The organism is Stenotrophomonas sp. 78350_Sma (assembly GCF_056482105.1).
In genome coordinates, this window is record NZ_CM151182.1 from 2,194,589 (window position 1) to 2,216,884 (window position 22,296).

Sequence of the window (22,296 nt, forward strand, 5' to 3'; positions counted from 1 at the left end):
CAGCGTGCGATCACTCCCCCTTGTCACGCTGTACTGACTTAGAGAAGAAAATGCCCAAGCGCACTGACCTCAAGACCATCCTCATCATCGGTGCTGGCCCGATCGTCATCGGCCAGGCCTGCGAGTTCGACTACTCCGGCGCCCAGGCCTGCAAGGCCCTGCGTGACGAGGGTTACCGCGTGGTGCTGGTCAACAGCAACCCGGCCACGATCATGACCGACCCGGAGATGGCCGACGCCGTCTACATCGAGCCGATCAACTGGCAGACGGTCGAGAAGATCATCGCCAAGGAAAAGCCCGATGCACTGCTGCCGACCATGGGTGGCCAGACCGCGCTGAACTGCGCGCTGGACCTGGCCGACAACGGCGTGCTGGAGAAGTACAACGTCGAGCTGATCGGCGCCAAGCGCGAAGCGATCCGCATGGCCGAAGACCGCGAGCTGTTCCGCGTGGCCATGGGTGAGATCGGCCTGGAATGCCCGACCGCCGCCGTCGCCCACACCCTGGACGAAGCGCTGGAGATCCAGACCCGCGTCGGCTACCCGACCATCATCCGCCCCAGCTTCACCCTGGGCGGCAGCGGCGGTGGCATTGCCTACAACCGCGAAGAGCTGGTCGAGATCGTCAGCCGCGGCCTGGAACTGTCGCCGACCACCGAAGTGCTGGTGGAAGAGTCGGTGCTGGGCTGGAAGGAGTTCGAGATGGAGGTGGTCCGCGATACCGCGGACAACTGCATCATCGTCTGCTCGATCGAAAACCTGGACCCGATGGGCGTGCACACCGGTGACTCGATCACCGTGGCGCCGGCGCAGACCCTGACCGACAAGGAATACCAGCGCCTGCGCGATGCCTCCATCGCCGTGCTGCGCAAGATCGGCGTGGATACCGGTGGCTCGAACGTGCAGTTCGGCATCAATCCGAAGACCGGCCGCGTGGTCGTCATCGAGATGAACCCGCGCGTGTCGCGTTCCTCGGCGCTGGCCTCCAAGGCCACCGGCTTCCCGATCGCCAAGGTCGCTGCCAAGCTGGCCGTCGGCTACACCCTGGACGAACTGAAGAACGAGATCACCGGCGGCCTGACCCCGGCCTCGTTCGAACCGTCCATCGACTACGTCGTCACCAAGATCCCGCGCTTCGCCTTCGAGAAGTTCCCGGCCGCCGACGCGCGCCTGACCACCCAGATGAAGTCGGTGGGTGAGGTGATGGCGATGGGCCGCACCTTCCAGGAGTCGGTGCAGAAGGCCCTGCGTGGCCTGGAAACCGGCAAGGTCGGCTTCGACCCGACCGGCCTGGACCTGGCCAACGAGGAAGACCTGCAGACCCTGCGCCGCGAGCTGAAGGCACCGGGCCCGGAGCGCCTGTTCTTCGTCGCCGATGCATTCCGCGCCGGCATGAGCGTGGAAGAGATCTACGCGCTGTCGTTCATCGATCATTGGTTCCTGGACCAGATCGAGGAAATCATTGCTGCCGAAGCTGACGTCGCTGCCGGTGGCATCGACGCGCTGGACGCTGCGCGCCTGCGCAAGCTGAAGCGCGCTGGCTTCTCCGACGCGCGCCTGGCGCAGCTGACCGGCACCAACGAAGCCGCCATCCGCGCGCTGCGCCGTGCGCACAAGGTGCGTCCGGTCTACAAGCGCGTGGACTCCTGTGCCGGTGAATTCTCCACCGGTACCGCCTACCTGTACTCGACCTACGAGGACGAGTGCGAGGCCGCGCCGAGCAACCGCGACAAGATCATGATCCTGGGCGGTGGTCCGAACCGCATCGGCCAGGGCATCGAGTTCGACTACTGCTGCGTGCACGCGGCACTGGCGCTGCGCGAGGATGGCTATGAAACCATCATGGTCAACTGCAACCCGGAAACCGTGTCGACCGACTACGACACCTCCGACCGCCTGTACTTCGAACCGCTGACCCTGGAAGACGTGCTGGAAATCGTCGAACTGGAACAGCCGAAGGGCGTGATCGTGCAGTACGGCGGCCAGACCCCGCTGAAGCTGGCGCGCGCGCTGGAAGCCAATGGCGTGCCGGTGATCGGTACCAGCCCGGATTCGATCGACCTGGCCGAAGACCGCGAGCGCTTCCAGCAGCTGGTCGACAAGCTGGGCCTGAAGCAGCCGCCGAACCGCATCGCCCGCAACGACCAGGAAGCCCTGCTGCTGGCCCGCGAGATCGGCTACCCGCTGGTGGTGCGCCCGAGCTACGTGCTGGGCGGCCGTGCGATGGAGATCGTCTACGGCGAAGCCGACCTGGCCCGCTACGTGCGCGACGCGGTGAAGGTGTCCAACGATTCGCCGGTGCTGCTCGACCGCTTCCTCGACAACGCCGTCGAGTGCGACGTCGACATCATCGCCGACAAGGATGGCAACGTCCTGATCGGTGGCGTGATGGAGCACATCGAAGAAGCCGGCGTGCACTCGGGCGATTCCTCGTGCTCGCTGCCGCCGTACTCGTTGTCGGCTGAAACCCAGGCCGAACTGCGCCGCCAGGTGGTGGAGCTGGCCAAGGCCCTGAACGTGGTCGGCCTGATGAACACCCAGTTCGCGATCCAGACCAGCGACGAAGGTGCCGACACCATCTACCTGCTGGAAGTGAACCCGCGTGCCTCGCGCACCGTGCCGTTCGTGTCCAAGGCCACCGGCATGCCGCTGGCCAAGATCGCCGCCCGCTGCATGGCCGGCAAGAGCCTGGCCGAGCAGGGCGCGACCAAGGAAATCGTGCCGGACTACTACTCGGTGAAGGAAGCGATCTTCCCGTTCGCCAAGTTCCAGGGCGTCGACCCGATCCTCGGGCCGGAGATGCGCTCCACCGGTGAAGTGATGGGCGTGGGCCGCACCTTCAACGCCGCCTTCGCGCGTGCGCAGGAAGCCGGTGGCATCAAGGCGCCGCCGGTCGGCAAGGCCTTCGTTTCGGTGCGTGACCCGGACAAGAAGCGCGTGCTGCCGGTGGCCAAGGCGCTGCTGGCACGTGGCTACAGCCTGGTCGCCACTCGTGGCACCGCCGCATGGCTGCAGCAGCACGGCATGGACTGCGAGATCATCAACAAGGTTGTCGAAGGCCGTCCGCACATCGTCGACTCGATCAAGAACGGCGAGATCGTCTACATCGTCAACACGACCGAAGGTCGTTCGGCGATCAACGACTCGTTCTCGATCCGTCGCGAGGCGCTGCAGCACCGCGTCACCTACTCGACCACCATTGCCGGCGCCAAGGCGCTGGTGGATTCACTGGAATTCCGCGGCACCGGCCCCGTCTGGTCGCTGCAGGAGCTGCACAAGGAGTTGAATGCATGAGAGCCCCCATCACGATGAAGGGCGCGCAGAAGCTGCGCGACGAACTGGATCACCTGAAGTCGGTCAAGCGCCCGAAGGTGATCGCCGCGATCGCCGAAGCGCGTGAGCATGGCGACCTGAAGGAGAACGCCGAGTACCACGCCGCGCGCGAGGAACAGGGCTTCATCGAAGGCCGCATCAAGCAGCTGGAAGGCGAGCTGTCGCACGCCGAGATCATCGACGTGAGCAAGCTCAATGCCGGCTCCAAGGTGGTGTTCGGTGCCAGCGTGACGCTGGCCGACGTGGAAACCGACGAAGAGAAGAAGTACCAGATCGTGGGTGACCTGGAGGCGGACATCAAGCTGGGCCTGATCGCCATCTCCTCGCCGGTGGCGCGCGCGATGATCGGCAAGCTGGAAGGCGATTCGATCGTGATCGACGCCCCGGCCGGCCAGCGCGAGTACGAGATCGTCAGCGTCAGCTACGTGGACTGACCCGGTGGCAACGGCGACTCTGCTGTTGCCTGCACGCAGCCGCTTTGCCGCGGCTGCGCTGCCCGATGACGTGGCGCGTGCCCTGGGCCGCGCCAACGCCTCGCAGTTCGAAGCCGGCGAGCGGGCACAGCTGCAACGCCATTTCACGGTCGCCGCGCCGCACTGGCCGGTGGCCGCACTGAGCCGCCAGCGTGACGTCGGCGATGCGGCCGGCGCGTGCTGGCTGCGTGCCGATCCGGCCTGCATGGTGCCGGACATGCACGGCGCGCGGATGATGGCCTACGGCGAAACGCTGCGGCCGACCCTGGCCGATTGCCTGGCCCTGCTGCCGGTGCTGCAGCCGTTGTTCGCCGATGCCGGGTTCGTGCTCGACGCACCGGACCCTTCGCGCTGGTACCTGCGGCTTCCGATCGACCTGGCCCTGCCGGACTTCGACAGTCCGGACGAGGTGCTGGGCGATGACCTGTTCTCGCACCTGCCGGCAGGCGAGGGCGGCCGCCGTTGGCGGGCGCTGATGACCGAAGCGCAGGTACTGCTGCACAATCATTCCTGGAACCAGCAGCGCGCCGCGCAGGGACAACAGCCGATCAATTCACTGTGGTTCTGGGGTGGTGGCGTGATGCCGGTGTCGGTCAGTACGCCGCACGCACAGGTGCGCAGCCGCGACGCGCTGCTGCAGGGCCTGGCCCTGGCTGCCGGTGTGGCCGTGGACGGCGAGCAGGCCGTGGATGCACTGGTCGATCTGCGCCAGCTGCGTTCCCTGCAGCAGCTCGGCAATGATGCGATCCGTCCGCTGCTGGCCGCGCTGAAGCGTGGCGAGCTGCAACGGCTGGTGCTGGATTTCGAGGACGGCCTGCAGTTCCAGCTGGACCGTGGCCAGCGCTGGCAGTTCTGGAAGAAGCCGCGCCAGCTTCACGACTGAGCGGGGCCTCGGCCGAGCGGGGGCGGATCCGTTTTCCATCGGAGAACGGCTCTGACCCCGATGTTTGCCGGGGTTGCCGGCCAGCGGCCGGCACTACCGCAGGTGCCGGGCGCAATCCCGACAGCCTCTCCCGCGCGCGGTATCATCCCTCTGTCTTTCGTAACCGGCGATGCCGATGTCCCTTGCCGCCGATGCTGTGCATCCCGCCTCTGATACGCCGACGATCCACCGCCGCGATGCGGTCGCGCCCGGCAGCTGGCCGGAGGGCACGCTGCCGTTGCTGGCGCGTCTCTATGCCAGCCGTGGCGCAGGTACACCGGAGTTGGCGCAGCCGAAGCTGGGCAATCTGCACGCCCCCGAGCTGCTGACCGGCATCGACGATGCGGTGGGCCTGCTGGTCGAGGCCATCGCCAACGACAAGCGCATCCTGGTGGTTGGCGACTTCGATTGCGATGGGGCCACTGCGTGTGCGGTCGGCGTGCGTGGCCTGCGCATGCTCGGCGCGCAGCATGTCTTCCACGCGGTGCCGAACCGCATGGTGCACGGCTACGGCCTGTCGCCGTCACTGGTGGAGGAGCTGGCCGAGCTGAAGCCGGACCTGCTGGTCACGGTTGACCACGGTATTGCCTGCCATGCCGGCGTGACTGCGGCCAAGGCGCGTGGCTGGCAGGTGCTGGTCACCGATCATCATCTTCCCGGTCCGCAATTGCCGCCGGCCGATGTCATCGTCGATCCCAATCTGGACGGCGATGCTTTCCCCAGCAAATCGCTGGCCGGTGTCGGCGTGATCTTCTACGTGCTGATGGCGTTGCGCCGGCAGATGCGCGAGGCCGGTGTCTTTGCCGATGGCAAGGGGCCGGACCTGACCACGCTGCTGGACCTGGTGGCGGTCGGCACCGTTGCCGACCTGGTGGCGCTGGATCCGAACAATCGGGCGCTGGTCAGTGCGGGCCTGCGCCGTCTGCGCGCAGGGCAAGGTTGTGTCGGCCTGCGTGCGCTGATCGAAGCCAGCGGCCGTGACGCCGCGCGACTGACCGCCACCGACATCGGCTTCGCCCTGGGCCCCCGCCTGAATGCAGCAGGCCGCCTGGAAGATATGGCACTGGGCATCGCGCTGCTGCTGACCGAAGACCCGCGCCAGGCGCGCGAGATCGCGCAGACGCTGGAACAGATCAATTCGGAACGCCGCGCCGTGCAGCAGTCGATGACCGACGACGCCGAGCAGGCGTTGACCCGCGTGGTGCTGGACATGGCCGGCCAGCGCCCGGTGGCGGCCTGCCTGTTCGATGCCGACTGGCACCCGGGCGTGGTCGGCCTGGTCGCGTCGAAGATGAAAGATCGCCTGCATCGCCCGGTGATCGCCTTCGCCCCGGCTGAACCGGGTGCCGACACCCTGCGCGGCTCGGCGCGCTCGATTCCCGGCCTGCACATCCGTGACGCACTGGCGCTGGTCGATGCACGCCACCCGGGACTGATCGAACGCTTCGGTGGCCATGCCATGGCGGCCGGCCTCAGCCTGCGCCTCGATCACGTCGATGACTTCAAGGCCGCCTTCGTCGCCGTGGTACTGGAAATGCTCGACCCGGCGGCACTGCGGCAGCAGGTGCTCAGCGACGGCGAACTGGCCGCCGACGAGCTGGATCATCGCCATGCCGACGCGTTGCGCCTGGCCGGACCGTGGGGCCAGGGCTTCCCCGAACCGCTGTTCGACGGTCACTTCGAAGTGGCCAACTGGCGTGTGCTGAAGGAGCGCCACCTGAAGCTGGAACTGCGCCTGCCGGGTGTACCCGGCACGATCAACGCGATCCACTTCGGCGGCTGGCACGGCAACGCGCCGGGCCGCCATGTGCATCTCGCCTATCGGCTCGCCTGCGACGACTATCGCGGCGGCAGCGCCATCCAGCTGATCGTGGAGCACAGCCTCCCCGCCTGAAGAAAAGGGGACGGAGGGGATTAAGTCGCAAATGGCAAACAAGGCAAAAGCGACTTAATCCCCTCCGTCCCCTTTATCTGTCAGGTCAGCGGACCTCGGTTACCAGCGTCGGTAGTTCCCAGGTGCCACCGGGCACGCCCCGGCACAGGCCGGCCGCTACCTCCGACGTCGCGATGAAGCGCGTGCCGTCCCACGTCCAGGTGTTCTGCGAGATGCAGTCGCCCAGGCCGCGGCCCTTCTGCGCAGCAATGATCTGGCCGTCGGCGTAGTCGATCGCATCGCTGGTCACCCATTGCGCCTGGTAAGGCGCCTCCGGACGGGCCACCCAGTAGCCATCGCCGGTGTTGTAGGCCGCGCGCCAGCACTGCACGTTGACCAATACGTGCTGCGCATCCAGGCGCTGGATCTGCAGCGGGGAGTTGCTGAGCGGAACGTCGGCGTCGGTCTCCAGCAGCCCATCGCAGCTGTCGTCCTTCAGCGAGGCACGCAGCGCCGCGCGCAGGGCGGGTGAGGCGGCCAGCCGAGCAAACGCCGGATCACCCGGGGTCGAGTCCACGGTTGCGGCCTTGCGAACCACCGGCACCGCCAAGGCGGCGGGGACGCTGGATTCCGGCGTACTGCCCTTGCGCATCACGGCACCGGGTGTGCCGAGGCGCCCCTGGTACTCGTCGATCTTCAGCAGTACCGCTGCCGCCCCCTTGTCCGACAACGGCCAGCGGCGGCCTGCGCCATCGGTTACGCTGACCCCACCGTCGCGCACCAGTGCCGACAACAGCGCGCTGGTCTGCGCGGCATTCAAGCTGTGCGTGCCTTCGCCCTTTGCCGGGGCCAGAACGCCGAGATCCTGCTGCTGGATGCGCAGATGCAGTGCGCCCTTGGGCTGGGGCTGGCCTTCTTCCGGCTGCAGCGACAGGCGGCCCTGGATGGCCTGGTTGGGGCCGCCCTTGCGGGTGAGCAGGACGCTCAGGGTGCTGTCCTCGTCGGTGGCGTACCCAGCGGCGCGGCAGGTGCGGGTATTGTCACAGGCCGCGACCCAGTCGTGATGCTGGAAATACAGGCTTTTGGCCGGGGCCGCCGCAAGGGCGGTCAACGGGCAGGCCAGGAGCAGCAGAATGGTGGGCAGGGGGAGTCGCATCGGCATCCTTGCGCATATGGGAGTGGGGCATCGTGCCTGTGGGCGACGACATTGAAAAGCTCGGCTCGTCAAACCCCGTTCCGTCTGTTCGTGCGTTCAACCCTCCACGATCCCACTGGAGTCCGGTCATGGTCTTCGCCCGTTGCTGCACTGTGTTGTTGCTGGCCCTTGTGGCCTGGCCCGCTGGCGCGCAGTCGCCACGGATCTCCCGGCCGCAGGCCACCACGCCGCTGTTGATCGCGCCAGCCGCCGAACAACCGGTGCAGCTGCAGCGTGCACGCATTGAAGGCGACGTGCAGGCCGGCGTTGCCCAGACCCGGATCACACTGGAATTCCACAACCCGAACCGGCGCGTGCTGGAGGGCGAGCTGCAGTTCCCGCTGGCCGATGGCCAACAGATCTCCGGCTTCGCCCTGGATATCAACGGCGAGCTGCGTGACGCGGTGCCGGTGCCCAAGGACCGCGGCCGTCAGGTGTTCGAGGAGATCGCCCGCCGTGGTGTCGACCCGGGCCTGCTGGAACAGACCGCCGGCAACCAGTTCCGCCTGCGCGTCTACCCGCTGCCGGCCGGTGGCAGTCGGCGTGTGCAACTGGTGATTCGCGAGCCGTTGGCCTTCGCCGGCCAAGGCTGGCAGTGGACGCTGCCGCTGCAGTTCGCGGCCGGTGCAGCCTCGGTTGAACTGAAGCTGCAGGCTCCCGGCGCGGCCACCGCAGGTACGGCACCCTTCCGTATCAGTGCGGGCCAGCTGCAATGGCAGGGCAGGGGCGCGCAGTTGCCGAAGCAGCTGCAGTGGAGCCTGCCGGCAGCCCGCCAGGCACAGGTGCAGGTGGCGCCCTGGGAGGATGGCCATTACCTGCTGGCGCAGCTGCCGGTGGCGGCCAGCAGTACGCCCCGCACGTTGCCCAGCGAGATCGGCCTGCTGTGGGATGGCTCCGGTTCGGCGGGGCAGCGCGATCGCACGCGTGAGTTCGCACTGCTGGATCGCTACTTCGCCGCGATGGGCGACGGTACGGTGTCGCTGACTGTGCTGCGTGATCGGGCCGAACCGGTGCGCCGCTTCCGTATCCGCGCAGGCAACTGGAGTGAGCTGCGCGCAGCACTGCAGGTGGTGCGCCCGGATGGTGCCAGTGCGCTGGCCCAGTGGCAGCCGCAGCCGGGCGTGAAGGAATACCTGCTGGTCAGCGACGGTCTGCTGACCTATGGGCCGGAACAGCTGCCGGCGATGGCGGCGGATCAACGCCTGTTCGCGATCAGCAGCGCCGGTGCGCGCACCGATGCCGTGCGACTGCGTGGTTGGAGTGAAGCGCATGGCGGCCGCTTCGTTGCGCTGGGCAAGGATGTCGATGCGGCGGCGCGTGAGCTGCTGTCGTCGCCGTTGGATGTTCAGGTCGATGCAGGGCGCGGCGTGCAGGATGTGGTGATCGATCGTCGCAGTGAAGCCCAAGGCTGGCTCTGGCTGCACGCACGACTGGCGGCCGATGGTGTGCCGATGCGGGTGCGCGTGGGTGGCGGCGAATGGCAGGCGCTGCCCGCGACGCAGAAAAGTGAAGACGGCGAACTGCTGGCCGGCTTGTGGGCACAGGCGCGCCTGCAGCAGCTGGCCGCCGACCGCCGCGGCAACCGCGAGGCCATGCAGCGCCTGTCGCAGCAGTTTTGCCTGATCGGTCCGGATACCTCGCTGATCGTGCTGGAGACGCTGGAGGACTACCTGCGCTATGCGATCCGTCCGTCTGGCACGCTGCGCGCTGAGTACGACGCCAGGTTTGCAGTGCAGGTGGCGGATCGTGCCGCTGCAGATCGCCAGCGCCTGGATGAAGTGGCTGCACGCTGGAAGGAGCGCCAGCAGTGGTGGAACCGCAGCTGGCCGAAGGGAATGCCGCCGCAGGCGAAGGGCGGGGCATTGGAAGTGGCCTCCGCGGACTATGCGATGGAATCGGCGCCGGTGGCGATGCTCGGCGCGCCGGCCCCGGCGGCACCGCCCGCCCCGGCACCGATGGCCGCCGCCGCCGAGCAGCGCATGGAAGCCAGCAGCGCGCGTGCACGTCGCTCAGCGCCTGCATCGAACAAGGCCCTGGATTCAATCACGGTCACTGGTGGTCGTGTCGCTGCGCCCGCTGCCGCCAACGAGGGCGAGCTCGGCATCCAGCTGGCGGCGTGGCAGCCGGACTCCGCCATCGCCCGGCGCCTGCGCCAGGGCCCGCCGTCGCAACTGTATGACCGCTACCTGGCCGAGCGCGATGCACACGCCGACAGCAGCGCATTCTTCCTCGATGTGGCCGACCTGCTGCTGGAGCAGGGTCAGCGCGACCTGGCACTGCGGGTGCTGTCGAACCTGGCCGAGATGGATCTGGACAACCGCCATCTGCTGCGCGTGCTCGGTTACCGCCTGATGCAGGCCGATGCGCCTGCGCTGGCGGTGCCGGTGTTCGAGCAGGTACTGGCGATGGGCCAGGAGGAACCGCAGAGCTTCCGTGACCTGGGCCTGGCGCTGGCCGCGGCAGGAAAGCCGCAGCAGGCGCTGGCGCCGTTGTACCAGGTGGTGGTGCGGCCGTGGGATAGCCGCTTCGATGGCATCGCCCTGATCGCATTGGATGAACTGACCAACCTGGTGACCCGCAACACGCCCCGGCTGGATACCACCAGCATCGACCCGCGCCTGCTGCAGGCGATGCCGCTGGACCTGCGCGTGGTGCTGTCGTGGGACGCCGACAACAGCGACATGGACCTGTGGGTGACCGACCCGAACGGCGAGCGCGCCTACTACGGCAACCGCCTGACCTACCAGGGCGGGCAGATGTCGCAGGACTTCACCGGCGGCTATGGTCCCGAGCAGTTCTCGCTGCGCAACGCCAAGCCGGGCAGGTACAAGGTGGAGGCGAATTACTTCGGCAGCCGCCAGCAGCTGGTGACCGGTGCGACGACCCTGATGCTGCGCCTGACCACCCATTGGGGTACGGCCAAGCAGAAGGACCAGAGGGTGACGATGCGCCTGAAGGATCGCGCCGAAACCGTGCTGGTGGGCGAGTTCGAGGTGAAATAGTCAACTGCCCGAAGTGGCCGTCCGAGGGTGGGCCAGGAATACCCTCGTCGACCCCGCTCTGGGGCAAGGAGGCCCTGTGTGGGGTCGGCTGCAGCCCAGCCGGCTCCCCACGCCAAGGCGGGCATCGCCTGCCTGAATGCAGCGCCGGTGCATCACGCTCGAGCCTTCCCGGTGCAGGCCCGGGCCCTCATTCCGGGCGCCCCCGGCCTGCGGTATCATTACCAGTCATCTTTTGAATGCATAACCGCCGACATGATCGAACTGAATCCTGTCCGCCAGCGCATCACCGATCTGACCGATCGCGTGCTGTCGCTTCGGGGGTATCTTTGACTACGACGCCAAGAAAGAGCGTCTTGAAGAAGTAACGCGTGAGCTGGAAAGCCCCGACGTCTGGAACAACGCCGAGTACGCCCAGAACCTGGGCCGCGAACGTTCCAGCCTGGAAAAGACCGTGGGCGGCATCGCCTCGGTGCTGGACGGCCTGACCGACGCGACCGAACTGCTGGAGCTGGCTGAATCCGAACAGGACGAGGACACCGCGCTGGCGGTGGTCGCCGACCTGGACAAGCACCAGGCGCACGTGGAGAAGCTGGAGTTCCAGCGCATGTTCTCCGGCGAAATGGACAATGCGGCGGCGTTCGTCGACATCCAGGCCGGTGCCGGTGGTACCGAAGCCCAGGACTGGGCCGAGATCCTGCTGCGCATGTACCTGCGCTGGTGTGAATCGCGCGGCTGGAAGACCGAGCTGATGGAAGTCTCCGGTGGCGACGTCGCCGGCATCAAGTCGGCCACGCTGCGCGTGGAAGGCGACTACGCCTATGGCTGGCTGAAGACCGAGACCGGCGTGCACCGCCTGGTGCGCAAGTCGCCGTTCGACTCCGACAATCGCCGCCACACCAGCTTCACCTCGGTGTTCGTGTCGCCGGAAATCGATGACAACATCGACATCACCATCAACCCGGCCGACCTGCGTACCGACGTGTACCGTTCGTCCGGTGCCGGTGGCCAGCACGTGAACAAGACCGAGTCGGCAGTGCGTATCACCCACATCCCGACCAACATCGTCGTGGCCTGCCAGACCGGCCGCAGCCAGCACCAGAACCGCGACAACGCGATGAAGATGCTGGCCGCCAAGCTGTACGAGCTGGAAATCCAGAAGCGCAACGCCGAAAAGGACGCGGTGGAAGCCACCAAGTCCGACATCGGCTGGGGCAGCCAGATCCGCAACTACGTGCTCGACCAGAGCCGTATCAAGGACCTGCGCACCGGCATCGAGCGTTCGGATACGCAGAAGGTGCTCGACGGCGACCTGGACGAGTTCGTCGAGGCCAGCCTGAAGGCCGGCCTGGCCGTGGGCTCCAAGCGCGTCGATGCCTGATCGACGCGCCTGCGCGGATATCGTCACCCTCGCGCGCAAGGCCGAGGGTGGCGTTTTTTGTGGAGCTGAAGGCAGCGGCAGGAGCCGCTGCCAACGTCGCTCGCGACGGCCCGCAGGGTGCCGGTCAGGACGACCGGCATAGCCATGCTCGGCTGCTTTTCGCGAGCTGGCGGATGCGTCGAGCATGGCTCGACGCTACAAAGGGTAGGACGGGCCGATGATGCGCAGCGAAAGTGAACGCAAGGAACTGGGCGGCTTCCTCAAGGCCTGCCGCGCTCGTGTCGACCCCGCCACGCTCGGCCTGCCGGCCGGGCGCCGGCGTACCCCGGGCCTGAAGCGCGAGGAAGTGGCGCTGGCGATCGGGGTCAGTGTCAGCTGGTACACCTGGATCGAGCAGGGCCGTGAAGTGCGTGCCTCGCCCGAGGTGCTTGAGCGCCTGGCGCAGGTGCTGCGCATGAGCGATGACGAGCGCGCCTATGCGTTCGCGCTCTCCGGCTATGGCGTGCCGCTGGAATCACCGGACGAGAGCGTGACTGATGGTCTGCGCCAGCTGGTGGAAGCGATGCAGCCGATCCCGGCCTACGTCCGCAACACCCGTTTCGACATCCTGGCCTGGAACCCCGCCATCGCCGAGCTGTTCGTGGACTACAGCCAGCTGGCGCCGCATGAGCGCAACACGCTGCGGCTGATGTTCCTCTACCCGCCGTACCGCACGCTGATCCTCAACTGGGAAGAAATGACCCGCGGTCTGCTGGCCGGCTTCCGCGCGGCGATGGCGCAGGCGCCGGACAAGGCGCCGTTCCTGGCGCTGGTGGAAGACATCGCCGCGCACAGCGAGGAGTTCCGCCAGTGGTGGCCGGAGCACGATGTGCGCCGGTTCGATGAAGGGGCGAAGAAGCTGAACCACCCCACGCGCGGGTTGTTGGACCTGCAGTACGTGGCGCTGGTGCCGGAGAGCCGGCACGATCTTTCCTTGGTTACTTACCTGCCGCGGAAGTAGGTGGGTCGGCAGGGCTGCGCCCTGCACCCGCCGAAGCGAGTGCAAGAGCCGGAGCAACAGCAACAGCAACAGCAACAGCGTGCATTCCGTGAGATGGCGGGGCACTGTGGGTTTGCGGGGACGCCGTAAACCCTTCCATGGGGGAGTGGTCGCCGCATCCATGCGGCTCACACCCCGCAAACCCACAGTGCCCCGCCTTCGACAGATTCCGGCGGCTGTTGGTAGGTGTCGACCTTGGTCGACACATCTGTCAGATATCGAATGAGTCATCCACGCATGGCGTGGATCTACTGTGTCGACCAAGGTCGACACCCACCAGGCAATACGTCGCTCCAACAGATCCCGGAAAACTGTCGAAGGCGGGGTGGGTCCGGTTGAGGGGGCGTGAGCCGCATGGATGCGGCGACCGAGCTTACATGAACGTACTTGCAGCGTCCCCCTCAACCGGACCCACCCCGCCAACCCACGGAATGCCAGCTTCTGCCGTTGCCCTTGCCTTGGCTTGAAGCCTCTGCGGGTGCAGGGCGCAGCCCTGCCAGGAGCCCCCATTCAGGCAGGTAAGTGCAGGTCACAGGATAAGCAGACGCCTTGTTGCCTCCGCCAATCGGGTCCACATTCCTGTGCAGGAGACGGGCCGCCGCCCGTTGTCGAGACAACAGGAGCCCTGCATGTCCACTGCCCCCAGCACCGCCATTTCCCGCGATCCGGCCACCGGGCAGCAGATCGCCAGCCATCCCTTCGCCACCGATGCCGAACTGGAAGCCATCCTCGATCGCGGCCAGGTTGGCTTCGCCGTCTGGAGCGCAAGGAGCCTGGAGCAGCGGGCCGAGGTGCTGCGTGCGATGGCCGCGGTACTGCGCCGCGACCGCGAGAAGCTGGCCGCGCTGGCTACCGCCGAAATGGGCAAGGTCCGGGCCGAATCGTTGGCCGAGATCGAAAAGTGCGCCGTGCTGTGCGACTGGTACGCCGACAACGGGGCACGGTTCCTGCGCGACGAACCGACCCAGGTGCCCGACGACAAGGCCTACGTGTCCTACCTGCCGCTGGGCGTGGTGCTTGGCATCATGCCGTGGAATTTCCCCTACTGGCAGGTGATGCGGGCGGCAGTGCCGATCCTGATGGGCGGCAACGGGTTCCTGCTGAAGCCGGCGGAGAACATCGTCGGCACTGCGCAGCTGCTCGACGCGGCCTGGCGCGATGCCGGGCTGCCTGAGGGCACCTTCATCGCCGCCAACATCAGCCGCGAGGGCACCAGCCGCGCGATTGCCGATGACCGCATTGCCGCGGTGACCCTGACCGGCAGCGTGGCCGCCGGCCGCAGCATCGCTGCCCAGGCCGGGCAGGCGCTGAAGAAAGTGGTGCTGGAGCTGGGCGGCTCGGATCCGTTCATCGTGCTGGCCGATGCCGATCTTGATGCGGCCGTCGATGCGGCGGTGGCCTCGCGCTTCCAGAACACCGGGCAGGTCTGCATCGCCGGCAAGCGCATCATCGTCGAAGACGCGGTCTACGATCGTTTCGTGGCGCAGTTCTGCCAGAAAGTGCAGGCGCTGACCATCGGTGACGGCCGCGACCCCGGCAACCGCATCGGCCCGATGGCGCGCCAGGACCTGCTTGAACAGCTCGATGCGCAGGTGCGCGCGTCGGTCGACGCCGGTGCGCAGCTGCTGGTCGGCGGGCACCAGCTCGATCGTCCCGGCGCGTTCTATGCGCCCACCGTGCTGGCCGGGGTGGAGCCGGGCATGCAGGCCTTCGATACCGAGACCTTCGGGCCGGTGGCCTCGATCAGCCGCGCCCGCGACGCCGACCATGCGGTGGAACTGGCCAACCAGAGCGAATTCGGCCTCAGCGGCAACCTGTGGACCGGCGACCGTGCCCGAGCCATGCAGCTGGCACGCCGGCTGCAGACCGGCGGTGTGTTCGTCAACGGCTTCTCGGCCTCCGACCCGCGCGTGCCGATCGGCGGTGTGAAGAAGAGCGGCTTCGGTCGTGAGCTGTCGCACTTCGGCATCCGCGAGTTTGTCAACGCGCAGACGGTGTGGTTCGACAAGCGTTGACGCGCGGCTTCCATCCTTCCTGCAACGATCCACCACCAGTCCAGCGAAAAAAGGACGGCATTCCCATGTCCAAGGGTTCAGACCTGCTCGTCGCCGCACTTGAGAACGAAGGCGTCGAGCGTATTTTCGGCATTCCCGGCGAAGAGAACCTCGACGTCGTCGAGTCGCTCCGCCATTCCAGCATCGAGCTGGTGATCACCCGCCACGAACAGGCGGCGGTGTTCATGGCCGCCACCTACGGGCGTCTTACCGGCAAGCCGGGCGTGTGCCTGGCTACGCTCGGCCCGGGTGCGCTCAATTTCACCACCGGCGCCGCCTACGCGCTGCTCGGTGCCTGGCCGGTCATCATGATCACCGGCCAGAAGGGCATCGTCGCCAGCAAGCAGGCACGCTTCCAGATCGTCGACATCGTCAGCACGATGAAACCGCTGACCAAGCAGGCGCGGCAGATCGTCTCGGCACGCACCATCCCGACCATCGTCCGCGAGGCGTTCAGGGTGGCCCAGGAAGAGCGGCCGGGCCCGGTGTTGCTGGAGCTGCCCGAAGACATCGCGGCCGATGAGGTCGAAGGCGTGGCGCTGATTCCGCCGCACGCGGTGGACCGTCCCATTGCCAGCCCTGAAGCGCTGGATCGGGCGGCTGAGATCATCCGCAATGCCAAGCGGCCGTTGCTGATGATCGCCTCGGCCGCTTCGCGGCCGCAGTCCAGCGAGGCGCTGTCTGCGTTCGTGCTGCGCGCCGGGATTCCGTTCTTCACCACGCAGATGGGCAAGGGTGCGGTGGCCGGCGGTTCGGGCCTTTACATGGGCACCGCAGCGCTGACCGAGCGTGACTACGTGCACATGGCGATCGACCAGGCCGACGTGATCGTGACCATCGGCCACGAGGTGACCGAGAAGCCGCCGTTCGTGATGCGTCCGGGTGGGCCGACCGTGATCCATATCGGTTACTCGCAGGCGGCGGTGGAGCAGGTGTACTTCCCGCAGGTGGAAGTGATCGGCGATATCGGCCGTTCGCTGACCCAGCTGGCGGACCGCATCGAAGGCGCGGTGCCGAACGCCGATGCGCTGCTGCCGCTGCGCGCGACCATCCTGGAGCATCTGGCTGACCGTGCCGAGGAAGCTGGATTCACCCCGCAGCGGCTGGTGCATGACGTGCGCCAGGTGATGCCGCCGGACGGCATCGTGGCGCTGGACAACGGCATGTACAAGATCTGGTTCGCGCGCAACTACCGCACCCAGGTCGCCAACACGCTGTTGCTGGACAACGCGCTGGCGACCATGGGTGCAGGCCTGCCGTCGGCGATCATGGCCTCGATCCTGTACCCGCAGCGTCGGGTGCTGGCGGTGTGCGGCGACGGCGGTTTCATGATGAACAGCCAGGAGCTGGAGACCGCGCGCCGGCTGGGCCTGAACCTGGTGGTGCTGATACTCAACGACGGCGCCTACGGGATGATCCGCTGGAAGCAGGCGGTGGACGGCTTCACCGACTACGGCATGACCTTCAGCAACCCGGATTTCGTCAAGTACGCGGAAGCCTATGGCTGCAAGGGGCATGAGGTGACGGCCATCGAGCAGTTCATCCCGACGCTGGAAGCGGCGTTCAACGAGGGTGGCGTGCACCTGGTATCGGTGCCGATCGACTACTCGGAGAACCAGCGGGTGCTGGTGGACGAGCTGCGGCAGGCGTTCCCGGGCAACGGTTGAGGCCAACCCCGCGCTCTGGTGGGTGTCGCGCAATCTGGTGGGTGTCGACCTTGGTCGACACGCGGACCGCCAACCAAGGTTGGCGGCTACCGGGGCGAGGGCGGCCGCCAAGGCTGGGGCAGGGCGGTTTTGGTATGCTGGGCAACCGGCCGTGCCGGGCGCAACATCCCCCCTCACTACACGATTCCCGCAGATCCATGAGCGAAGCTACCGATACCCCCGCCGTTGACGAAAACAAGTTGATCGCCGAGCGCCGCGAGAAACTCAAAACGCTGCGTGGGCAGGGTATCGCGTACCCGAACGACTTCCGTCGCGAGGACTTCGCCGGCCGCCTGCAGGAAGAATTCGCCGATGCCGAACAGTGGACCGCCGAGGCCCTGGAGGGCAATGGCCGCCAGGTGAAGATGGCTGGCCGCCTGATGGCCAAGCGCATCATGGGCAAGGCCAGCTTCGCGCAGATCCAGGACGAGTCCGGCCGCATCCAGCTGTTCCTGCAGGGCACGGTGCTGGGCGATGCCTATACCGCCTTCAAGGGCTGGGACGTGGGCGACATCATCGCCGTCGAAGGCGGCCTGACCCGTACCAAGACCGGCGAGCTGTCGGTCAAGGCCGAATCGATCCGCCTGCTGACCAAGTCGCTGCGCCCGCTGCCGGACAAGTGGCATGGCCTGGCCGACGTCGAGCAGCGTTACCGCCAGCGTTACGTCGACCTGATCGTGACCCCGGAGTCGCGCGCGGTGTTCATCAAGCGCTCGAAGATCATCCGCGCCATGCGCGCGTGGCTGGACAACCGCGACTTCCTGGAAGTCGAGACGCCGATGATGCATTACATCCCCGGCGGCGCGGCGGCCAAGCCGTTCACCACCCACCACAATGCGCTGGACCTGGACCTGTATCTGCGCGTGGCGCCGGAGCTGTACCTCAAGCGCCTGACCGTGGGTGGCCTGGAGCGCGTGTACGAGATCAACCGCAACTTCCGCAACGAAGGCGTCAGCACCCGCCACAACCCGGAATTCACCATGATGGAGCTGTACGAGGCCTATGCCACGTACAACGAAATCATGGACCTGACCGAAGGTGTGATCCGTGACGTGGCCAAGGCCGTGAACGGTGGCACCGAAGTGGAATGGGACGGCGCGAAGATCGACCTGGGGCCGGCGTTCCGCCGCTGGCGCATGGATGAAGCGGTGCGCCACCACAACCCGGAAATCTCCGCGGCGGACTGCACCGACCGTGAGGCGTTGCTGCGCCATTGCGAGCGCTTGAAGATCCGCGTCAAGCCGTCCTACGGCTGGGGCAAGCTGCTGCTGGAGATCTTCGAAGCCACGGTCGAACACACCCTGATCCAGCCGACCTTCATCACCGATCATCCGGTGGAGGTCTCGCCGCTGGCCCGCGCCAACGACAACGATCCGGGCTACACCGACCGCTTCGAGCTGTTCGTCAACGGCAAGGAGCTGGCCAACGGCTTCTCCGAGCTGAATGACCCGGAAGACCAGGCCCAGCGTTTCCAGGCCCAGGTGGCCGCGAAGGAAGGTGGCGACGACGAGGCCATGCACTACGACGCCGACTACATCCGTGCGCTGGAGTACGGTATGGCGCCGACCGGTGGCCTTGGTATCGGCGTCGATCGCCTGGTGATGCTGCTGACCGGCAGCAGTTCGATCCGCGACGTACTGCTGTTCCCCTACATGCGTCCGGAGCAGTAAGTCGCTTTTCTGACTCCTGATTGTGCGCGCCGTCGCGAAACGAGACGGCGCATTTGACGCCTCCCGCACTCGGCGTATCGTTAATGCACTACCTTGACGTCCGTTATGGCTTGATCGACGTCGGGGGATGACGCATTGTGGAGAGTCCGCTTCACAATGCGATGACGATCATGAACCGGGACGCATGACACGGGAGTCGGGCCGATGCAGGGTGCGAGCGTTCGCAGCAGCAGGATATCCTCGCCTGCTGATGATCCAGCATGGTCGAGAAACCAGGCGGAGTACGCGTTGAACATCGTCATTGTTGACGACCAGACGTCCGCGCGGACGATGCTGCGTCACGTCATCGAAGACATCGCGCCGGAATTGAGCGTGTATGACTTCGGTGATCCGCTGACCGCATTGGCCTGGTGCGAGGCGCACCCGGTCGACCTGTTGCTGCTCGATTACCGCATGCCGGAGATGGACGGGCTGGAGTTCGCCCGTCGTTTCCGTCGCCTGCCCAAGCACCGCGATATCCCGGTGATCCTGATCACCGTGGTCGGTGACGAACCGATCCGGCAGGCAGCGCTGGAAGCAGGCGTGATCGATTTCCTGGTCAAGCCGATCCGCCCGCGCGAACTGCGCGCGCGCTGCTACAACCTGCTGCAGCTGCGCCAGCAGACCGAGAACGTGAAGCAGCGGGCGTTGTCGCTGGAGCAGCGCCTGTTGGCCAGCATGCACGAGGTCGAAGAGCGCGAACGCGAAACCCTGTCGCGATTGGCCCGGGCCATCGAGTTCCGTGATGCCGGCACCAGTGCCTACCTCGAACGCATGGCCCGCGTGGCCGGGCTGATCGCCGAGCAGCTGGGGCTGCCTGAGGATGACGTGAAGCTGATCGAGATGGCCGCCCCGCTGCACGACATGGGCAAGATCGCCATTCCCGATGCGGTACTGCTCAAGCAGGGCAAGCTCAACGACGAGGAGCTGGCAATCATGCGCCGGCACCCGCGCATCGGCCACGAGCTGCTCAGTGGCAGCCAGAACCGTTTCATCCAGGTGGGCGCGCTCATCGCGCTGCGCCACCACGAGCGCTATGACGGCAGCGGCTATCCCGATGGCCTGGTCGGCGAGGCGATCCCGCTGGAAGCGCGGATCGTTGCTGTCGCCGACGTCTTCGACGCACTGATCTCGCCCCGTCCGTACAAGGAAGCATGGACCATGGAAGCCACACTGGCTTATCTGTACGCCCAGCGTGGGCGACTGTTCGATCCGCGCTGCGTGGATGCGCTGATGCGCGGCCGTGAGCAGCTGGACCAGATCTGCGCCGAGCATTCGATGGCGTCCGCACGCCCGGGGCTGGGCGCGTGAAACGCCTGTTGTCGCGGCTGCGGCTGCGCCTGTCCCAGCGGCAGGACAGTGAGCACGGCCAGCAGATTGTCCGTATCGTCCTGATCAGCCTGATCCTTGCCTACGTGCTGTTGCCGGCGCCGCGCCACGATCTGCCGCATGGGCAGTACGTGGGTGTGCTGGCGATCGTGCTGACCGGATTGAGCCTGTCCCTGCTGCTGTTCGGTTGGTTGCTGTGGCGGCCGGCACGTTCCGACGCGCGCCGCGTGCTGGGCATGCTGGCCGACTACGGCCTGATCGCGGCTGGCATGGTGCAGATGGGTGAGCCGCTGGCGTGGGTCTACATCGTGGTGATGTGGGTGACGGTCGGCAACGGCATGCGGTTCGGCAACCATTACCTGTACGTGGCAGTGGCAATGGCCATGGTGAGCTTCGGCTTCACCGTGCTCCAGACGCCGTACTGGATGCAGAATTTCCGCCTGGCCATCGGCCTCTGGCTCGGACTGGCCGCAGTGCCGCTGTACTTCTCCACGCTGTTGCGGCAGCTGACCGAAGCGATGGCCGAGGCCCGGCGCGCCAGCGAGGCCAAGAGCCGCTTCCTGGCCAACATGAGCCACGAGTTCCGCACCCCGTTGAATGGCCTCAACGGTATGACCGAAGTGCTGGCGACCACGCGCCTGGATGATGAGCAGCGCGAGTGCCTCAACACCATCCAGGCGTCTTCGCGCAGCCTGCTGGCGCTGGTGGAGGAGGTGCTGGACATCTCTGCCATCGAGGCCGGCAAGCTGCGCGTGGTGGCTGAGGATTTCGCCGTGACCGACGTGATCCAGGCGATCGGGTTGATCCTGATGCCGCAGGCCAGGGCCAAGGGCCTGGATTACCGGGTGAAGGTTGCCGACGGCGTGCCACCGCGCGTGCGCGGCGACGTCGGGCACCTGCGGCAGATCCTGTTGAACCTGGCGGGCAACGCAGTCAAGTTCACCGACCATGGCCGGGTCGAGATCCGCGTCGGCGTGGTGCATGCAGATACCAGCGGCGCGGTGCGCCTGCGCTTCGACATTTTCGATACCGGCATCGGCGTGGCACCGGCGATGCGTGCGCGCTTGTTCGATGCCTTCGAGCAGGCGGATGTCAGCATGGCGCGCCGTCATGAGGGCACGGGACTGGGCACGACCATCGCCAAGGGCCTGGTCGAAGCGATGGACGGCGACATCGGCTATCTGGAGAACCCACCGCGCGGTAGTCACTTCTGGGTCGAGCTGCCCTTCGCGCCACCGCAACCGATGGTGCCGGGCGCGGTCCCGACCCTGTCCGGCGAGGAGGACGCGGGGCCCGGTGGGAACGTGATTGCCTTTGCCGACCCATTCCTGCGCCATCGCGCGCGCGTGCGCAGCATGCAGATCCTGGTGGCCGATGACCACGAGGCCAATCGCATGGTCCTGCAGCGCCTGCTGCAGAAGGCCGGTCACCGGGTGCTGTGCGTCGATGGTGGTGAAGCCGTACTGGACGCCTTGGCCGACAGCGAGTTCGATGCGGTCATCGTCGATCTGCACATGCCGGGCATGAGCGGGCTGGACATGCTCAAGGAACTGCGCGTGATGCAGGCCGGCGGTGGTCCGCGCACGCCGGTGCTGGTGCTCAGTGCCGATGTCACGCCGGAGGCGATCCAGCGCTGCACCCAGGCCGGTGCCCATGCCTTCCTGGCCAAGCCGGTGGTGGCGGTACGGCTGCTCGACACCCTGGCCGAGATCGCCAGCAATGCCCAGTTGAGGACTATGGCCGCGCCGGTCGTGCGACCTGCGGCGCCGGTGCAGGATGGCGTGCTCGACAGCAGCGTGCTGGACGAACTGGCGTCACTGGGAATGGGTGAAGGGTTCGAGCGTGAGTTCATCCGCCAGTGCCTGGAGGACGCAGCGAGCTGCATGGGCAAGGCCGAGCAGGCGGGTGAAGCCGCGCAGTGGGAGGTGTTCCGCGAGCAGTCCCATGCGATCAAGGGCGTGGCCAGCAACCTCGGCCTGATGCGTGCGTCCAACCGCGCCGGCGAGTTGATGCGGATGGCCGACTGGCAGTTGAAGGCCGAATGGCGCGTACGCCTGGGTGTGCTGCAGGACGCCATCAAGGAAGGCCGGCGTGCGCTGGATGCGCGTGCCGAGCGCCGCCTGCGTGGTGCCGCCGAGGATGGTGAGGCGCGCTAGGATCTGCGGCTGTGTCACCGGCTGTTCGTGCGAGCGATTGCGTTCAAGCCTGCTCAGCCCATTGCTTGAGGCGGGATCGTTCCGACGGGTGAAGGTCGGAGTGTGATTCGGGGTGCGCTCCCTCGGAA

At 66.7% G+C, this 22,296-nt stretch carries 14 protein-coding genes; 13 read left to right on the plus strand and 1 reads right to left on the minus strand.

Features of this window, described 5'->3' with window-relative positions; genetic code table 11:
* The first annotated feature begins 50 nt into the window (after nucleotides 1-50).
* From carB to recJ, 4 genes are all read left to right on the plus strand, one after another.
* Nucleotides 51-3,293 (plus strand): carbamoyl-phosphate synthase large subunit, encoded by a 3,243-nt coding sequence (carB, locus tag ACZK4H_RS10270; RefSeq protein WP_099551673.1) that lies wholly within the window; start codon nucleotides 51-53, stop codon nucleotides 3,291-3,293.
* Nucleotides 3,294-3,301: 8 nt separating this feature from the next.
* Nucleotides 3,302-3,766 carry a transcription elongation factor GreA gene (greA, locus tag ACZK4H_RS10275; RefSeq protein ID WP_026347191.1) on the plus strand — a complete coding sequence of 155 codons (465 nt, stop codon included), beginning with the start codon at nucleotides 3,302-3,304 and terminating at the stop codon, nucleotides 3,764-3,766.
* A gap of 4 nt (nucleotides 3,767-3,770) precedes the next feature.
* Nucleotides 3,771-4,688 (plus strand): phosphoglycerate mutase, encoded by a 918-nt coding sequence (locus ACZK4H_RS10280; RefSeq protein WP_099551674.1) that lies wholly within the window; start codon nucleotides 3,771-3,773, stop codon nucleotides 4,686-4,688.
* A 175-nt stretch (nucleotides 4,689-4,863) separates the two neighbouring features.
* A complete protein-coding gene (gene recJ, locus ACZK4H_RS10285; RefSeq protein ID WP_099551675.1) occupies nucleotides 4,864-6,621 on the plus strand; it encodes a single-stranded-DNA-specific exonuclease RecJ in 1,758 nt (585 codons plus the stop codon).
* Between the two features lie 85 nt (nucleotides 6,622-6,706).
* On the opposite strand, the gene ACZK4H_RS10290 is transcribed toward recJ, so the two are convergent.
* Nucleotides 6,707-7,756, minus strand: a complete 1,050-nt coding sequence (locus ACZK4H_RS10290) for a DUF1176 domain-containing protein (protein ID WP_099551676.1) — start codon at nucleotides 7,754-7,756, stop codon at nucleotides 6,707-6,709.
* A gap of 128 nt (nucleotides 7,757-7,884) precedes the next feature.
* Between ACZK4H_RS10290 and ACZK4H_RS10295 the strand changes: the two genes are divergently transcribed.
* From ACZK4H_RS10295 to ACZK4H_RS10335, 9 genes are all read left to right on the plus strand, one after another.
* A complete protein-coding gene (locus ACZK4H_RS10295; RefSeq protein ID WP_099551677.1) occupies nucleotides 7,885-10,797 on the plus strand; it encodes a VIT domain-containing protein in 2,913 nt (970 codons plus the stop codon).
* Nucleotides 10,798-10,875: 78 nt separating this feature from the next.
* Nucleotides 10,876-11,127 carry a hypothetical protein gene (locus ACZK4H_RS10300; RefSeq protein ID WP_197577884.1) on the plus strand — a complete coding sequence of 84 codons (252 nt, stop codon included), beginning with the start codon at nucleotides 10,876-10,878 and terminating at the stop codon, nucleotides 11,125-11,127.
* A protein-coding gene (gene prfB, locus ACZK4H_RS10305) for a peptide chain release factor 2 (protein ID WP_099551678.1) occupies nucleotides 11,050-12,175 on the plus strand; the annotation gives its coding sequence in 2 pieces (ribosomal slippage) (nucleotides 11,050-11,124 and nucleotides 11,126-12,175; 1,125 coding nt in all). The genes ACZK4H_RS10300 and prfB overlap by 78 nt, the downstream gene beginning before the upstream one ends.
* A 217-nt stretch (nucleotides 12,176-12,392) precedes the next feature.
* A complete protein-coding gene (locus ACZK4H_RS10310; RefSeq protein ID WP_008267447.1) occupies nucleotides 12,393-13,175 on the plus strand; it encodes a helix-turn-helix transcriptional regulator in 783 nt (260 codons plus the stop codon).
* 668 nt (nucleotides 13,176-13,843) lie between these two features.
* Nucleotides 13,844-15,229, plus strand: coding sequence for an NAD-dependent succinate-semialdehyde dehydrogenase (locus tag ACZK4H_RS10315; protein WP_099551679.1), 1,386 nt, complete (start codon nucleotides 13,844-13,846; stop codon nucleotides 15,227-15,229).
* Nucleotides 15,230-15,294: 65 nt separating this feature from the next.
* A complete protein-coding gene (locus tag ACZK4H_RS10320; protein WP_099551680.1) occupies nucleotides 15,295-16,935 on the plus strand; it encodes an acetolactate synthase large subunit in 1,641 nt (546 codons plus the stop codon).
* Between the two features lie 197 nt (nucleotides 16,936-17,132).
* Nucleotides 17,133-18,644, plus strand: coding sequence for a lysine--tRNA ligase (gene lysS / locus ACZK4H_RS10325; protein WP_099551681.1), 1,512 nt, complete (start codon nucleotides 17,133-17,135; stop codon nucleotides 18,642-18,644).
* Nucleotides 18,645-18,848: 204 nt separating this feature from the next.
* Nucleotides 18,849-19,994, plus strand: a complete 1,146-nt coding sequence (gene rpfG / locus ACZK4H_RS10330) for a cyclic di-GMP phosphodiesterase response regulator RpfG (protein ID WP_099551682.1) — start codon at nucleotides 18,849-18,851, stop codon at nucleotides 19,992-19,994.
* Complete coding sequence (locus ACZK4H_RS10335; RefSeq protein WP_099551683.1) at nucleotides 19,991-22,168, plus strand: response regulator; 2,178 nt, start codon at nucleotides 19,991-19,993, stop codon at nucleotides 22,166-22,168. Before rpfG ends, ACZK4H_RS10335 begins: the two co-directional genes overlap by 4 nt.
* Nucleotides 22,169-22,296 lie beyond the last annotated feature (128 nt).

Coding starts and splice junctions, on each gene's coding strand:
- carB (WP_099551673.1), top strand. CDS start 51: ATGCCCAAGCGCACTGACCTCAAGACCATCCTCATCATCGGTGCTGGC.
- recJ (WP_099551675.1), top strand. CDS start 4,864: ATGTCCCTTGCCGCCGATGCTGTGCATCCCGCCTCTGATACGCCGACG.
- ACZK4H_RS10290 (WP_099551676.1), bottom strand. CDS start 7,756: ATGCGACTCCCCCTGCCCACCATTCTGCTGCTCCTGGCCTGCCCGTTG.
- ACZK4H_RS10295 (WP_099551677.1), top strand. CDS start 7,885: ATGGTCTTCGCCCGTTGCTGCACTGTGTTGTTGCTGGCCCTTGTGGCC.
- ACZK4H_RS10310 (WP_008267447.1), top strand. CDS start 12,393: ATGATGCGCAGCGAAAGTGAACGCAAGGAACTGGGCGGCTTCCTCAAG.
- ACZK4H_RS10315 (WP_099551679.1), top strand. CDS start 13,844: ATGTCCACTGCCCCCAGCACCGCCATTTCCCGCGATCCGGCCACCGGG.
- ACZK4H_RS10320 (WP_099551680.1), top strand. CDS start 15,295: ATGTCCAAGGGTTCAGACCTGCTCGTCGCCGCACTTGAGAACGAAGGC.
- lysS (WP_099551681.1), top strand. CDS start 17,133: ATGAGCGAAGCTACCGATACCCCCGCCGTTGACGAAAACAAGTTGATC.
- rpfG (WP_099551682.1), top strand. CDS start 18,849: ATGCAGGGTGCGAGCGTTCGCAGCAGCAGGATATCCTCGCCTGCTGAT.